Annotated in this window: 19 protein-coding genes and 1 tRNA gene; 11 read left to right on the top strand and 9 right to left on the bottom strand. The window is 47.3% G+C overall.

Features of this window, described 5'->3' with window-relative positions:
• Window positions 1–37: 37 nt before the first annotated feature.
• A complete protein-coding gene (locus NDA06_RS01790) occupies window positions 38–745 on the top strand; it encodes a hypothetical protein (protein WP_190984641.1) in 708 nt (235 codons plus the stop codon).
• Window positions 746–927: 182 nt separating this feature from the next.
• Here the strand turns inward: NDA06_RS01790 and NDA06_RS01785 are convergent, their stop codons facing one another.
• Both NDA06_RS01785 and cpdA read right to left on the bottom strand, forming a co-directional pair.
• On the bottom strand, window positions 928–2,019 hold the full coding sequence (locus NDA06_RS01785; protein ID WP_242034049.1) for a DUF1232 domain-containing protein: 1,092 nt from the start codon (window positions 2,017–2,019) through the stop codon (window positions 928–930).
• A 162-nt stretch (window positions 2,020–2,181) separates the two neighbouring features.
• Window positions 2,182–2,979: a 3',5'-cyclic-AMP phosphodiesterase gene (gene cpdA, locus NDA06_RS01780; protein WP_190415375.1), complete on the bottom strand. Its 798-nt coding sequence runs from the start codon at window positions 2,977–2,979 to the stop codon at window positions 2,182–2,184.
• A 10-nt stretch (window positions 2,980–2,989) separates the two neighbouring features.
• Here cpdA and NDA06_RS01775 point away from each other — a divergent pair, with 10 nt between their 5' ends.
• Window positions 2,990–3,121 (top strand): hypothetical protein, encoded by a 132-nt coding sequence (locus tag NDA06_RS01775; RefSeq protein ID WP_277877673.1) that lies wholly within the window; start codon window positions 2,990–2,992, stop codon window positions 3,119–3,121.
• A gap of 327 nt (window positions 3,122–3,448) precedes the next feature.
• Window positions 3,449–4,591 (top strand): tyrosine-type recombinase/integrase, encoded by a 1,143-nt coding sequence (locus tag NDA06_RS01770; protein ID WP_190984640.1) that lies wholly within the window; start codon window positions 3,449–3,451, stop codon window positions 4,589–4,591.
• Window positions 4,592–4,966: 375 nt separating this feature from the next.
• Here NDA06_RS01770 and NDA06_RS01765 read toward each other — a convergent pair whose 3' ends face one another.
• The 6 genes from NDA06_RS01765 to NDA06_RS01740 all read right to left on the bottom strand — a co-directional run bounded on the left by NDA06_RS01765 (window position 4,967) and on the right by NDA06_RS01740 (window position 8,055).
• Window positions 4,967–5,206: a hypothetical protein gene (locus tag NDA06_RS01765; protein WP_190984639.1), complete on the bottom strand. Its 240-nt coding sequence runs from the start codon at window positions 5,204–5,206 to the stop codon at window positions 4,967–4,969.
• Window positions 5,199–5,672 carry a hypothetical protein gene (locus tag NDA06_RS01760; RefSeq protein ID WP_190984638.1) on the bottom strand — a complete coding sequence of 158 codons (474 nt, stop codon included), beginning with the start codon at window positions 5,670–5,672 and terminating at the stop codon, window positions 5,199–5,201. Before NDA06_RS01760 ends, NDA06_RS01765 begins: the two co-directional genes overlap by 8 nt.
• Before the next feature lie 109 nt (window positions 5,673–5,781).
• Window positions 5,782–6,267, bottom strand: coding sequence for a hypothetical protein (locus tag NDA06_RS01755; RefSeq protein WP_206755333.1), 486 nt, complete (start codon window positions 6,265–6,267; stop codon window positions 5,782–5,784).
• Between the two features lie 135 nt (window positions 6,268–6,402).
• Window positions 6,403–7,062 (bottom strand): hypothetical protein, encoded by a 660-nt coding sequence (locus NDA06_RS01750; RefSeq protein WP_190984636.1) that lies wholly within the window; start codon window positions 7,060–7,062, stop codon window positions 6,403–6,405.
• Window positions 7,063–7,233: 171 nt separating this feature from the next.
• A complete protein-coding gene (locus NDA06_RS01745; RefSeq protein WP_190984635.1) occupies window positions 7,234–7,653 on the bottom strand; it encodes a hypothetical protein in 420 nt (139 codons plus the stop codon).
• Between the two features lie 75 nt (window positions 7,654–7,728).
• Window positions 7,729–8,055: a hypothetical protein gene (locus tag NDA06_RS01740; protein WP_190984634.1), complete on the bottom strand. Its 327-nt coding sequence runs from the start codon at window positions 8,053–8,055 to the stop codon at window positions 7,729–7,731.
• A gap of 255 nt (window positions 8,056–8,310) precedes the next feature.
• Here NDA06_RS01740 and NDA06_RS01735 point away from each other — a divergent pair, with 255 nt between their 5' ends.
• From NDA06_RS01735 to NDA06_RS01715, 5 genes are all read left to right on the top strand, one after another.
• The gene (locus NDA06_RS01735) at window positions 8,311–8,538 is read left to right on the top strand and encodes a hypothetical protein (RefSeq protein WP_190984633.1); all 228 of its coding nucleotides are present in this window, start codon (window positions 8,311–8,313) and stop codon (window positions 8,536–8,538) included.
• On the top strand, window positions 8,539–8,718 hold the full coding sequence (locus NDA06_RS01730) for a hypothetical protein (RefSeq protein ID WP_190984632.1): 180 nt from the start codon (window positions 8,539–8,541) through the stop codon (window positions 8,716–8,718).
• Between the two features lie 151 nt (window positions 8,719–8,869).
• Entirely contained in the window at window positions 8,870–9,133 is a 264-nt protein-coding gene (locus NDA06_RS01725) for a hypothetical protein (protein ID WP_190984631.1), read from the top strand.
• A 29-nt stretch (window positions 9,134–9,162) separates the two neighbouring features.
• Complete coding sequence (locus tag NDA06_RS01720) at window positions 9,163–9,357, top strand: hypothetical protein (RefSeq protein ID WP_190984630.1); 195 nt, start codon at window positions 9,163–9,165, stop codon at window positions 9,355–9,357.
• A 97-nt stretch (window positions 9,358–9,454) separates the two neighbouring features.
• A tRNA-Cys gene (locus tag NDA06_RS01715) sits at window positions 9,455–9,526 on the top strand.
• A 2-nt stretch (window positions 9,527–9,528) separates the two neighbouring features.
• On the opposite strand, the gene purM is transcribed toward NDA06_RS01715, so the two are convergent.
• Window positions 9,529–10,581 carry a phosphoribosylformylglycinamidine cyclo-ligase gene (gene purM, locus NDA06_RS01710; protein ID WP_190984629.1) on the bottom strand — a complete coding sequence of 351 codons (1,053 nt, stop codon included), beginning with the start codon at window positions 10,579–10,581 and terminating at the stop codon, window positions 9,529–9,531.
• Here purM and NDA06_RS01705 point away from each other — a divergent pair.
• The 3 genes from NDA06_RS01705 to NDA06_RS01695 all read left to right on the top strand — a co-directional run bounded on the left by NDA06_RS01705 (window position 10,580) and on the right by NDA06_RS01695 (window position 13,983).
• Window positions 10,580–10,738 carry a hypothetical protein gene (locus NDA06_RS01705; protein ID WP_190536997.1) on the top strand — a complete coding sequence of 53 codons (159 nt, stop codon included), beginning with the start codon at window positions 10,580–10,582 and terminating at the stop codon, window positions 10,736–10,738. The genes purM and NDA06_RS01705 overlap by 2 nt on opposite strands.
• A gap of 305 nt (window positions 10,739–11,043) precedes the next feature.
• A complete protein-coding gene (locus NDA06_RS01700; protein ID WP_242034048.1) occupies window positions 11,044–12,219 on the top strand; it encodes a septal ring lytic transglycosylase RlpA family protein in 1,176 nt (391 codons plus the stop codon).
• A gap of 177 nt (window positions 12,220–12,396) precedes the next feature.
• Window positions 12,397–13,983, top strand: coding sequence for a bifunctional pantoate--beta-alanine ligase/(d)CMP kinase (locus NDA06_RS01695; RefSeq protein ID WP_190536995.1), 1,587 nt, complete (start codon window positions 12,397–12,399; stop codon window positions 13,981–13,983).
• Window positions 13,984–14,112: the final 129 nt, after the last annotated feature.

The following is a 14,112-nucleotide window of genomic DNA, read 5'->3' as shown; positions in this document are numbered from 1 at the left end:
AGTCAGAAGAATGAATTTTCCAAAAACATCATGAAAAATGATGAATTGGGAACAAATTCATCATCTAATCTTCAAGATTTATCTTTCCGATTTCCGAAAAAATACGGATCTATCACCCGATCGGGTTAACCAATCTGTAGGAGGGCGATCGCGCCTGCGCCAAGCGATCCTATTTATAGAGGCTCTTCACTTGAGACGCTGGCAGGCACTTCAAATGGCACTAACGACTTTAATTTCCCAAAAATTCCTCTCCAAAATTCCCCCTTTTCAACCCGTACAATTCGCGACCACTTTAGGAATTTTGTCTGCGTTGCTGCTGAATACATCTACTTCGACGTTAGCTCAGCCAGCATCCGATGTGTCTTCAGAACAACCCAACCAACAATTGACTGTAGAACAGCAATCAGGAACGTGTCCCGCATCAGTCGGACTTTGGACAGTCTTGTTACCTTCTGAAGGTGCTGCCGATCATACAGTTGTCGCTGACACGAAAGCGATCGCGAGTAATGGGAAAATTTCATCTTCAGGCAATACGTTTGTGGAATATGAAGCTCCACTGCAAGAAGCTTATGCCTCCTGTGTCGGTCAGGCCAGTTCTCCAGATTTACACTCCTACAGCTTCGAGTTTCGCAATGGCAAAGTCTATTTTCGCGTAAATCTTAATTGGGTTCCTGGCTATACCAAGATTGTTTCTAAAACCGTGGCATCTGGGCGTCCTTTCGTGCATTGGCAAGCTAGCGAATAAAGGCGTGCAAAATCGCTCAAAATCGCTTTATCTATCAGCTTTTGAAATATCGCTCGTCTTTGTGAAGTCTAGTAGTAATCAGTGCCAGTTGCGGGCCTTTGCTACTGGAGATTAAGGAAAAAGCGATCGCTTCCTGTCAAATGGGAAGCGATCGCTTTCATGAATCTTATCAACTAATTTTATTAATCCTTGGCGAACCACTCTTGCATTTTCTGCTTTGCAGCTTCTTTTACTTCAGAGTTGATATTCCAAACAATCATACCTAGGGCAGTCGTTAAGGAACCTATATCATCCCCAAATCCTACAGCAGGAAGAAAATCAGGAACAGCATCTACGGGCAATATTAAGTAAGCTAATGCTCCATATACAATTAGTTTTTGGTTAGTTGGAGTGTTTGGATGCTCAGCAGCATAGAAAAGAATTAAAGCGTTTTCAACAACATTTTTTCCAGCTTGCACTGCAAAATTTCCAAGCTTTTCCCAAAACAGATCATCTGAATAAGTAGTTTCAAAACTTGTCTGGGTATTTGCTGTTTCTGATGAAGAGAAGGGGGTGACGGGAATACCTGCTTTTACGAGAACTGAAGTTGCTTCTTTCATGGCATTAACTGCATAATCATCATTTAATCCACGTTCTCGAATCTCTCCCATCTTCTGAACAAATGCCTGTATAGCTTGCACCTGCTCATCTGTGATTTTCAGTTCTGCTTGAGCTAGCTTGATTGCTTTTGCTTCACCAGGGTTAAGAACCTTATCCACCCAAACAAGGTTCAGAATATAGAACATTAAACCAAAGCGAAGCGTATCATCTGCCTTAGACAGTTTTTTTAAAGAGTCCTCTAAGGTAGGCGGATTAATAGCATAAGACTGCACCTGACGCTTTGCAGATTCAGACATATTATCCAGATCGGGAGTATTTAAAATTAGGTTCAACTCCTCTGGATCAATTGAGCCATCTGCTGCTGCAACTGCAAAAAGCGCACCATAAAAGGCTAAGCGATCATCCTCAGACGTTTGGGGTAAACTTACTGGCTTTCTGGTAGTTTTTCCAACCGCCATAGCCGTTTCTGTTACTGCTTTACTCGCTTGTGATACAGCACTGCTAACAACTCCCCCAAAGCCTGTCGCTGTTTCTGCTGCGGCTTGAGTTGCTTGCGATGCAGTGTTGCCAACAGCTTCTCCAAGATTTGTTGCTGTCTTAGTAAGTGATTCCCAAAAATTTGGTGGTGTCATGAGTAATAGGGGAGTAGAGGTGGGATGTAACCTTTGACTCAAAGGATATCCTCCTCTCAGCAAATAACGGCTCAGTGTTTTCACCCATGTTGGATACGATCGCGCAACTGTTGTAAGTAAAAATAATCGCTTGGAAGCGCGATCGCGTCAAAAAAAACCCGCTTTCTTCAAGAAAACGGGTTTTTAAAAATACCAACTTCTATCCTAATAACCAGTAGCTGCCAAATCCAACTCATGCGCGTAAGCAACCCGTTCCACCCTAGTTTCAATCCTGCCATCTGGATACAGATTAAATAAACGAAATCCTGGCGCTTCCTCATCTAAGGAAAACTGGTGGCTATGCGGTTCAAACTGAATTGACGTAGAGGGACTACCCAAGTAATGAACCTCACCGCGCCGCCGATAAAATTCTTGATGAATATGACCAAAAACAACCAACCGCACCTGAGAATGGCGATCGATGACAGCAAATAGTTCCTCTGAATTTTGTAATGAACTGCCATCCAGCCAATCGGAATCGACGACAAAAGGGGGATGGTGTAAAGCAATTAGGGTAGGACGTTTATCTGCACGCTGTAGCTGCTGGTCTAGCCAAACTAAGCTTTCTGAAGATAGTTTGCCATAGACGCAACCTGGTACGTGAGAATTGAGCAATAAAAACTGCCACCCTCCCGCTTCAAACGACTTCTCCGGACAAATCGGAGCCTCATTTAATACCTCTTGCATAACCAATGGTTGGTCATGGTTGCCCGGTAGCCAGTAAGTAGGAATTCCCAGAGGACTCAGCAGTTCTGCCAACCGCGTGTAAGATTGCGGCTTACCATCTTGGGACAAATCTCCTGTTAGCAATAGCAAATCCGGCTGAGGGCACATTCGGTGCAATTGCTCTAAAACTACATCAAAAGACTTGGCAGTAGGAAGCCCTAGCAATTCCTTTTTGGTATCTGCGAACAAGTGAATGTCTGTAATTTGAGCAATCAGAAGCGGGTTGGCTTGAGTCATAGTTTCTGTAATGAAAAGGTATTCTGGTCGCTGCTCAAAAAAATACTTAGCAAGTCAGTACACCCAGATGGCTGTTTTTGGTCAAACCAAGGCGATTCTCCGCTTAGAGATAACCAAAGCTGACGAACTTCCCCAGCAGTAGGCGAACGTCAACCATTCCGTAAATCCACTTACATTTGGAGATTCGTATTAGATTAGCGTTTCAGATCATCAAAGACTTGCGATCTAGGAACCCCGTTCCTGTGATCGTCATCACATCAGATAACCTGCATCAGCTTTGAATATAGCGACTAGTCTTCCAATTCGTACAGAGTCAATGCGTCCGGAAAAAATTTTGGTATACTAAGAATCTGCAATTGCGGCGGCATAGCCAAGTGGTAAGGCAGAGGTCTGCAAAACCGAAGAAAGATGCTTGGTTTCCTCTAGAATACTACCTCTTAGTCTGGTTTAGTCTCATTCTGGCTACCAGATGGCTACCAAGACAGCGATAGGAATAGAGGAAAAGAACGGACGGCTAAGACTAAGACTACCCCGGTCGGTAGCTGACGGCAGTAGTCGATATATCAGCACCGGACTAGCCCCGGAAGACTTTAGGAAAGCACAAGCGGTCGCTTGGCAAATAGAAGACGACATTAAGACCGGAAACCTAGACACTAGCCTAGAACGGTATAAGTCAGCTTTCCAGCAAAAGCAAAAGGTATCTAAACTATCACCAGAAGACCTCGCTGGTCTCTGGTCTAAATATTCAGACTATATGAGACCTCAGCTAGCTGAGACGACATACGAGAAAGACTATAAGAGAAAATACAAAAACCATATAGACCGGCTACCGACTAAGGATATCAACCACGCTACAGAGATAAGGGACTGGTTACTAACTCAGCATTCTGCGGGTACGACTAAGAGAGTTTTAACCTACCTTAGCGCCTGTTGTAACTGGGCTAAGTCTTCCGGACTGATCGAGACTAACCCATTCTTAGGTGCCGCTGGAGATATCAAGAGACCAAAAGTAGATAACCAGATAGACCCGTTTAGCGTCTCAGAACGTCAGGCGATCTTAGAGGCTTTTAGGGCTACCCACTATTACAGCTTTGTGTCCTTCTTATTTGCTACCGGCTGTAGACCTGGTGAAGCGATCGCGCTCACCTGGGAGGATATCAACTCTGATCTAGACTATATTATTTTCTCCAAGTCTTATGACAGCCAGTTAAATATACTGAAGTCTACCAAGACCGGAGAGACTAGAAGGTTCCCGGTCAATAGACCTTTAAGGCTGCTAATAGAGACTATTAGACCGAACAGACCTAAACCAGACCTCTTAGTTTTTCCTAGCCCGGTCGGGCTACATATCCATAACGGAAAGTTTACCAACCAGGTCTGGCGGGGTTGTACAGTGGGCGGTAAAACTTACCGGGGTATTGTGACTAAGTTAGTCCGTCAGGGTCTAGTAGAACGCTACCGACCACCCTACAACACTAGACATACTTTTATAACTCTGGCACTAGCTAACGGGTTAACGGTCTCTCAGGTAGCTGCTTTAGTTGGCAATAGTCCAGAGGTGATACTAAGACACTATGCCGGGGCTAGCGTTAAAGAGGTGCCAGAGTTTTAAGAGACGGTAGGTATGTGCTAGCTGTTAAGACTGGGGTATAGATAGTAAGTCTAAACCCTTGTAATGTTCTAAAAGAGCTTCATTCATACCCCAGTAAGTTACATAACTTGGTGCGATAAACCCCTCAGGTCTTTTGTTAAAAGGTGGCATAATATGTACTTGCTGATCGTCTAGTATGACATCAACATCTCCATCAGGATGGGGTAGTGCGTATCTAACGTCTAACGAGTAGTAGACCCTGGTCGCTAAGTCCTTTTGTACCAAGTCGTCTAAAAAGTCCTTAATAAGGATAAAGTGCTGTACGGATATTTGTTCAGACATATAAGACCCTCTCAAGTTTCTACTATCTTAACCAGGTCAGCCTAGCTTAATAACCTATGACTGCTGACTGAGGACTGATGCCCAATATCGAAACTCCGAAACCTCAGAAACTACAGTCGCTTTTTGCCCGTTTTTAGCACTTTCAAAACTACCATTTTCGACAGTTCGATCGGCTGAAACAGTATCTAAATAAGACTTTTCGGTATTTTTCGCGGCTGTCTCAACGGCTGACAACGATGCCTCAGAAACTTTTCGACTGGCATAGGTAGCGATCGCGTTTTCCGGGCTACCCATTCTGATGGTCTGGCTCTTCATCTACCGGCTTCCGGATCACGTCTTTGTGTTGTAGCTCTTGTAGTGCCTCATCCAGTATCCATATCTGACTAGGATGAAAGCCGTTAGCCTTATTCCGGAAATAACCTTGCTCATTTTTACGGGCTACAACTTTAGGCTTCTTACCGTACTCAGCTAGATACTTGTCAGCTACCAGGTTAGCTAGGCGTTGCTTATCGCCTAAGGATAGCTCAATGTTTTTCTCTGCTAACCACTCTCCTAGAGTGATGTAGTCCTTAGCGGTCAAGTCATCCTCTTCAAACGGAAGGGTCAACTCGCACGCCAGGGCGATCGCTACGTTAGGGTTGCCAGTGGGTTTATCCTTTAGGTACTCTTCTAGGCGCTTAAGGATCTGGGTCTTCTTAAGGTTGTTCAGGGTCTCAACTTTGTTCTCACCCTGGGAGACGATATTAGCGATCAGTAGCATACGTGTTCACTCTAATGTGATGCTCATAAGAATGGACTACGCTGGCTATATATGTCAACCTAGTACAGTTGGAAGCCGGTGCGTACTTGCGATCACCAGTTGCTAGAGCTTAGACCACTTGTGTCCAGACCGCGCGCTTGTCGCTACCAGTTACCCTCCATCGGAGACCATCTGGAGAGACCCAGGAACCTCTAGCCCTAGCGTCATTAGTTACTGAGCCGTAGTCCGCATCAGAGAGCTGGTAGTGTTCCTTGAACTCTTGTCTGGACATCTGGCTAGGTACGTTAGTGGTGTCACCCAGTTGACCCGATGACACCATGACACCAAGGGGTGTCACTTTAGACTTCTCAAGTGCTGTTAAGCGATCGCTGTGCTGCCTAAGTACCGCTAGGATCTGGTCTAGCTTTTGTTGAGTAACAGGGGCGTCAGGGGCATCTGGTGTCACTGGCGTCATGGTGTCACCGCTAGGACAGTACATGGCAGTAATGGCATCAACGATAAGCTGGTTCTGACTCTTGCCCGTAATATCCCTAGCCCTTTCCAAGTACAACATTGCCTCTAGGGGTAGCCTTAAAGTTATCCTTTTCTCTTCCATAGTCTTATAGCCTGCTATGAGCCTATAGTGGCATCAAGTGGTGTCATGGTGTCATAGGGATACCCCCGGCTGACCTGAGCTAAAAGAAAACCCCTAGGCTTCTAGGGGTAGCAACTTGTGAAACTGGATGTTTACTTACAAGCTACTGATCCAGTTATTGAACTGCTGGAACCCGACAGGTTGACTCTTCTCTCTTTCTTTTCTCGACTGTTCCCAGACTTTTATCGTGGAGTCTAGATACTCTGACAACTCCTCTGGATCTAGCTGTTGGACTAGCTGCTCTTTCTCTGCCGTAGCAGTCTTAACTTGATCGCTGGTCACGCTGTCGTCTTGTAGCATTAGCTCTATCTGTGACACGAGCTTCAATGCTTTCTTGATAGTCTCTCGGTTCTTAGTTGTCTGTTCCTCGTACTGTGCCTCAGTCTGATGGATACCTAGGGTACCGTTTACCCTACGCTCAATAGACTCCTCTGCAAGTGCTAGCATCAGCGCGTCTGCTGGGATATCGCCTTTACGTTGGAGGTATTTCCAGTAGAACTTAGCAACACCCAGAGGACAGCATTTGACCAGGGTCTTAAACTTACCATGCCTGAAGTTACGGAACTGTAGGGCACTCAACTCCTTAGCCTGACTAAGTTCTGGGCTTTTACCATTGAAAAACCGTAGGGCACTATTATCAGGTTTATTTACCGCTGTACTCATACTGGTCAGCGAGATCCAATGCTGATCGCCATCAGCAAAAACATCTATGGCAGACCCAGCAAGAGAAATAGTGACGTGTTGTACTTCGTTCATAGTTTTCCTTTAATGAGTGGCACTGTGACAGTCAGACTCAGCTAGGTCAACCTAGTAGGTTTACTCAAGTTTAGTGTCGTCTAGCGTCAGCGTCAAGCGATCGCTCTCAAAGTTCAGAAGAAGGCGTCAGGTCTTCTAGTCGGGTCTGACGCCTAGATGCTCTTATGATGCTTAAGCTGTTAGCTGATGAGTCTTATATAGGTCAAATAGGTCTCGACTTCTCACGGTTCTGAGGACTTCATCAGCACGATCCTCTAGACCTTTCTCAAATAGCGAGCGGGTTAGTTGTAGGGCAACGTTGTTACCTTCATCTTTGAACTGGTTGTAATGGTCTGCCATCTGTGCCCAGTAAGCTATAACTGTGCCCAACGGTATGACCCGATAACTTCCAAATGTCTTTTCAGGGAAATATAACCTGTTAGTTTCACGATCCGTAAAAAAGAACTCTAGAGTGCCCACATCTTCACCGATGACTCTAACCACATCGTCTAGACAGGCGTATTTTGCTGGGCTTGTGGAGGTCTGAAATACTCTGATGTTGAAGACTTCGTTCAGGGTCACTTTAGCGACGTATACTTTGCCAGTTTTCATCTTAGGTCAGCCTACTATGTTTACTTCAGTCCAGTCTGAGACAGCGTCAGTCAGTAGACCAACGCCTAGGGTTTATCAGGAGTTACAAAAGAGCTGATCCAGCACCAAGAGCTGTTTATGATGATCGATACCGCTTTCGGTGAGGTTGAAACAGTAGTCCGATCGGTCAGAGTATGTCTGGCATTTACGGAACTGGTGATCAATAGCGATCTCGTAGTCCCATTCCTCTTCCAGGTCATCGTAGGTTAGACCGATGATAGTACCAGACAGGGTTTTACCATTCTCTAACCAAGAGACTTTCTGCATCATCCAGTATTTAGGCTGACCCCACTCTTCAGGGACATAGCCGATAAAGTCAAAAACTTCCTGGTCGTCTTGTAGGTTCTCGTTATGCTCTAGCATTGTTCTAGGTCTCCTAAGTTTCTTGGTGACTCAGAGTAGAGAGGCGTTTAGCCGTCAAACCAGGCGCTTCTCTCCTCTTGTTCTAAAACAATATTAGAACATCAGGTTCCACTATGTCAACCATTCAGGCTATTTGTTTGAAAACAAGTATAGGCTAGGTTGACATAGTGGGTTGGGTTTAGTAAAGTAGTGGTTAGAGATGGGGTGAAGTTCAGCGTACTAAAATATGTCTAGAACAATATACGGGTAAAAAGAATGTATAGGCTAGGGTTCGGAACCAGGAACGCGAAAGACGCTGAAGTATTTGAAGACTTTAAGGCTTTGGCAAAGCAAGCCAACATGAACCACTTTGAGTTTTTGGGGTATCTGGTAAAGACCTATAAAGATAGCCTGAAGACACCGATCATTAACGAGAGCCTTAGCCAACCAGAGCTTACCCGTATAGCGATCGCGCTAGAAAAGTTAGTGGAGAAGGCAGGATAAATGCAAGACCAAAGACGCAGGGTCAAGTACAACGGAACGCCTACAGCAGTCTGGTTGATGCCCAGAGATGGAGAAGATAGCGATCGCTATGAACTCTGGGCAAACGGTGCCATCACAGTACGCAGGAATACGCTAGGAGACTATAGGACGGCTAAGCGACTTGTTAGAAACCCACAATGACTCATTAGACCCTGGCTACTCTGGCTACCGCTAGGGTTTCTTCTTAGGCGACCGTTCTGGGTATTTGTGGGCATAGCTGGGAAGTATTATCCCAAGTTGTCCCAAGTTGTCCCAAGTTGTCCCAAAAACACCAAAACTCTGATGACATCCAATGGCAGAAAATAAAGAGACCAAAGAGAATAATAGGTTCCGGCTAAGTGACCCGGACTTAGCTCTGATAAAAGAGTTAGCCGATGTAATGAAGCTGGAGCCTAAAGACGTCCTTGCCTACCTCATCCGTCAATATTGCCCCAGAGCGATCGCCGATGTGTTGAGGGGTTTAAACAGTTCTGACAATACCCCTTCAGATCCTAGCCAGTACCCATTGAGACCGGAACAACTACCCTCAGCAACTCAGACCCAGAGCAGCTCTTAAGTCAGCTAGACGAGATACAGCAGAAGTCTATGGACGGCTGGGAACAGCAGAAGATTAGCGCTAAAGACGGTGTCTTAGACCTGATCGAGAAATACCCGGACATCGCTAGACGTTGTGTTATGGACAAGCTAGCGGTCATGCAAGACCTTAGAAAAGTTGCTGAGTCTGATGATCAGCAAGAGCTATCCTTTACGATCAACGTGGTACCGCTAAAAGTTGGCTAAGGTCTACGGCTACCTGTGATACCATAAGAAACGACTAAGAGGTTCTGGCTACTTTCTGGCTACCGAGTAGGTCTAGAAAGACGCCAGCGGCGTCTAAGGCGGCATAGCCAAGTGGTAAGGCAGAGGTCTGCAAAACCTTTATCCCCCGGTTCAAATCCGGGTGCCGCCTTTTTAATCTGGGATTCCAATCAGACCCCCGCTACCAGCGATCGCTTTGCCGATGGCATAGGCGGGGATATTTTGGGATTCAAACCAGCTGATGGTTTGGTCGGCTTGGTTTGGGGGCACAAGGACTACAAAACCGATGCCCATATTGAAAGTATTAAACATATCGGCGGGTTTGACTTCACCAGCGTCAGCAAGCCAGTTAAAAATAGGTGGAATCTCCCACGATTGAAGATCGATCTGGATGGATAGATCGGCACCAATACAGCGAGGTAAGTTTTCTGGCAAGCCGCCACCCGTGATGTGAGCCATGCCATGAATGTCAAGCCCAGCCTTCCGTGCTGCTAAAACGGGTTTGACGTAAATCCGGGTGGGAGTTAATAAAACTTCCCCAAAATTCTTACCGTCTAAAAGCGCAAAGCCTTCCCCCCTGACATCGGTTGGGGAGGCGTGCAAGTCAACGCCGCTACGTTCAACAATCTTCCGCACTAGACTAAAGCCATTGCTGTGGATACCTTGGCTCGCAAGCGCGATCGCGACATCTCCCTCTTTCACCAGAGAACCATCCAATATCTGGCTCTTTTCTACAATCCCCACACAAAAACCCGCCAAGTCATACTCGCCCAGTTGGTAAAAACCCGGCATTTCTGCGGTTTCTCCTCCCAGGAGGGCACACCCCGACTCGCGACATCCCGCAGCGATGCCATCAACCACCTGAGTCAGCTGCTCTGGGTTTAGTTGCCCTGTGGCTAAATAATCCAGAAAAAATAACGGTTCTGCGCCACACGTCAACACATCGTTGACGCACATTGCTACAAGGTCAATTCCCACGGTGTGGTGAAAGTTGAGCTGATGGGCGAGTTTTAGCTTGGTGCCTACGCCATCCGTCCCTGAAACCAAAACCGGCTCTTTGTATCCAGTTGGCAACTGAAACCAACCACTAAAGCCGCCTAAACCACCCAATACTTCTGAGCGGTGCGTACTTTTCACCAAACTGCGGATTTTCTCTACAAAACTCCGCCCCGCCTCAACATCTACACCAGCGTCTCGATAATCCATGAATTCAAACCTGTTCAGCAGCGATCAAGAGACGTATTTTACTTGGCTAAGGCGACAGATAGGACAGCGATCGCAATTTTGTACCGTTGGGCAGCACTATGCCCCGATTGCTTCACCAATTATTCACAAACTGGCTTCCTCGTTTGTGAAGTTCTGATAAAGTTCCGGAAACCTGATTTTTGTCTCAAACCATATTGACTTCAACATCATAACCGCATTTTTTCGGAAATTACTGTGTGAAGGTTTCATAAAGTTGTTGCTTCCTAGAGGAAATCCCCGATCCCCTTTTCAAAAACTTCATGGTAGTCTGTTGCAGTTCCACAGACCAGGGTGAACACAGAACGAGTACGAGTTATCGATTGGGCAAATGAGCCGTCTGGCGCTACCACTGGCATTTGGCTCTAAGCTCGACCTCCCAGTACTTTTCACAAGGACTCTATGAACCAAAGATTTTGTTTCGGAATGTTTGCAACCCTTTTAACGACTGCCCTCCTGGGTACGACTACATCTAGTTATGCGGAGTCAATCAAGGGGGTTAACCAAGCTTCCGAATCCCGTGTTTCTCAGGCGCAACAGACAAGCAAATCGAGAGTAACTAAAAACGACCTTCGGCAAGCAGTCTCTTCGCCCTTACTCTCAACACCGTCAAACCTTCAGCCGACCAACGGTGTCAAATTGGGAGAATACCAGTCTCAATCCGCACTCCGTTGCTTAGTAAAACCTTGTCCAAGTGCAATGGATCGGGCGGTTGTTGCTAAAATTCTTCCCCATGAGTTAAACGGGTATCAGGCAGCAACACTCTATGTCCGCAGTATTCCAGTTTTAACCTTTCTCGGCTCCCGTCAAGCTCCCGCAGAAAGCACGAAAGTAGGGGAAGCCCTGAGAACTTCAGACGGGTCGCGTCAAGCGGATGCCAACACTTCTCAAGACAATCCGGTTTGGCGAGCCACTACTGTTGCTGCGAAGCTGAATCAGTTGAGCCGAGAGCAAGTGGATGCGAAAGCGATCGCAGTCGTTTGGAATGGTGACAAGAGCAACTACAGCATTAAAGTGAATGGCGAGGAACTGGTGGAAGTGAACGGGAAAACAAGATTGCCCGACACCACTCGTAACGTTGCCACCGATGCCTTACAAGCAACCAATCGGCTGAGACGCCTGATGGGGAACGCGCCGCCGCTACGGGCAATTGCAGGTATACCCGTATCTAAGCCCAAGCCGCGCCAGATTGCCAAGCGCCCTAGCTCTTCCAGAGTCGCGAACGAGCGATCGCGCGTCGTGCAACAACCATCGAACGCCATTGCCTACAGACCAGTCATCTCCGAGCTTAAGGGCATGGCATCCTGGTATGGTTACGCTGGCAATGGCACTCAAAGTGCCAGCGGTGAAAGATTCAATGAGAATGCAATGACCGCGGCTCACCGTACCTTACCTTTCGGAACCCAAGTGCGCGTGACTAACACAAACAACGGGCGTTCTGTCATTGTGCGAATCAACGATCGGGGGCCTTTTATCCGGGGTCGGATCATTGACGTGTCAGCCGGGGCTGCTAGAGTTCTAGGCATGATCAGCAGTGGTGTGGCACCCGTGCGTGTAGAAATTCTGGGCAAACCGCAGAAGGTAGCAGTTGATGACAACTAAACTTTTAGCCACAAAGGTGTTAAGCCCAGACTCTTGACATTGAACCTCCTGTTCACCTAAAACGCCCAATCCTCTTTTCTGGAGATAGACTACTGGGCAGAGAGTAGTGTTAGTGGTTAGTAGTTAGTTGCTCGAAAACCAATTACTAACCACTAACAACCAAAAAAGGGGGGTTTGGTGCGCCTGTTTACGACAACTGCTGGATTGCACTGCTACTTGGATTTATACCGGCATCCCTTGAAAATCGGTTTTGTACCGACAATGGGAGCATTGCACGCAGGGCATCTTAGCTTAATCCAACACGCTCGACGCGACAACGATCGGGTCATCGTCAGCATCTTCGTAAATCCGTTACAGTTTGGCCCGACAGAGGATTTTCAACAATATCCTCGTCGGCTAGAGCAGGATTGGCAATTGTGCGAACAAGCGGGGGTAGATGCGATTTTTGCCCCCGCTCCTGAAGAAATGTACGGAATGAGGAATGTGGGAAGGACGCTTGCGCCTGTTCCCGATTCCCAATTACCCATTCCCAATGACTTAACTCAGGTAGTTCCACCGGAGAGCATGACCTCATTGTTGTGCGGTCGCTCTCGTCCCGGACACTTTCAGGGAGTGGCGACAGTGGTGGCGAAGCTATTGAACCTGGTACAACCGACTCATGCTTATTTTGGCGAGAAAGATGCCCAGCAACTGGCGATTATCCGGCGTCTGGTGGCGGATCTCAATTTGCCGGTAGAGATTGTTGGGTGTCCAATCGTCAGGGAGGCGTCGGGACTGGCACTCTCATCCCGCAATCAGTATCTAAGTGCTGAACAGAAAGAGCAGGCGTCTGTCTTGTATCGCGGCTTACAGCAAGCGCAGAAGAAATTTAAATCGGGCGATCGCGATCGCATTGTTCTCATTGAGGCAGCTCAAAAGGAATTTGCACTCGTCCCAGAGGTACAGATCGAGTATATTGAACTGGTTCACCCAACAACTCTCATGCGATTGGAAAAAGTTGACGAGGCGGGACTGTTAAGCATCGCGGCGCGGCTAGGAACAACCCGTTTGATTGATAATGTAACTTTGCGCGATCGCCAGCCGATTCTGGCGATTGATGGCCCTGCCGGAGCAGGAAAATCGACCGTAGCCCGCACGGTTGCCCAGTCTTTAGGACTACTTTATTTAGACACCGGGGCGATGTACCGCGCCCTGACTTGGCTGGTTCTGGAATCAGGAACCAGCGTCAAAGATGAACCCGCGATCGCCGAATTAGCGAGCGGTTCTCAGATTCAGCTAAGCACCAGTGACGACCTCCAGACGCCTGTGCGGGTTTGGATTCATGACCGCGAAGTCACCCAGGCAATTCGCTCGCGAGAAGTCACAGCTCAAGTATCAGCGATCGCTGCTCAACCCTACGTCCGCCGAGAACTCGTAAAACAACAGCAGCGCTGGGGAGTAAAAGGAGGCGTCGTCGCCGAAGGACGCGACATCGGCACCCACGTTTTCCCGGATGCGGAACTCAAAATCTTCTTAACCGCCTCCGCTCAAGCACGGGCGCAACGCCGTCAGCAAGACCTGAAAAACCAAGCTCAGCCAGAAGTCAGTTTAGAGCAGTTAGAGCGGGACATTCAAGAACGCGATACCCGCGATAGTACCCGCGCCTTGGCACCCCTGCGAAAGGCAGCCGATGCCATCGAGATCCAAACCGACGGTCTGAGCATAGCCGAAGTCACTGCACAAATTGTCAGCCTTTATCATCAAAGGCTGTCTGTGCCTGTCTAGCGGCTGCTTTCTGAATGTACGGTTTAACAAAAATACAAGGTTAGTAAAAACTAACTTTAACCCGGATTAACTTCTGGTTGGTGAGTATTTTGCTGTAGCCTGCAACAGGGCAGACTTCACTGCCCTGTA

Source organism: Trichocoleus sp. ST-U1 (assembly GCF_039961835.1).
Classification (GTDB): domain Bacteria; phylum Cyanobacteriota; class Cyanobacteriia; order Cyanobacteriales; family FACHB-T130; genus FACHB-T130.
This window is presented reverse-complemented; position numbering and strand designations above follow the sequence as displayed.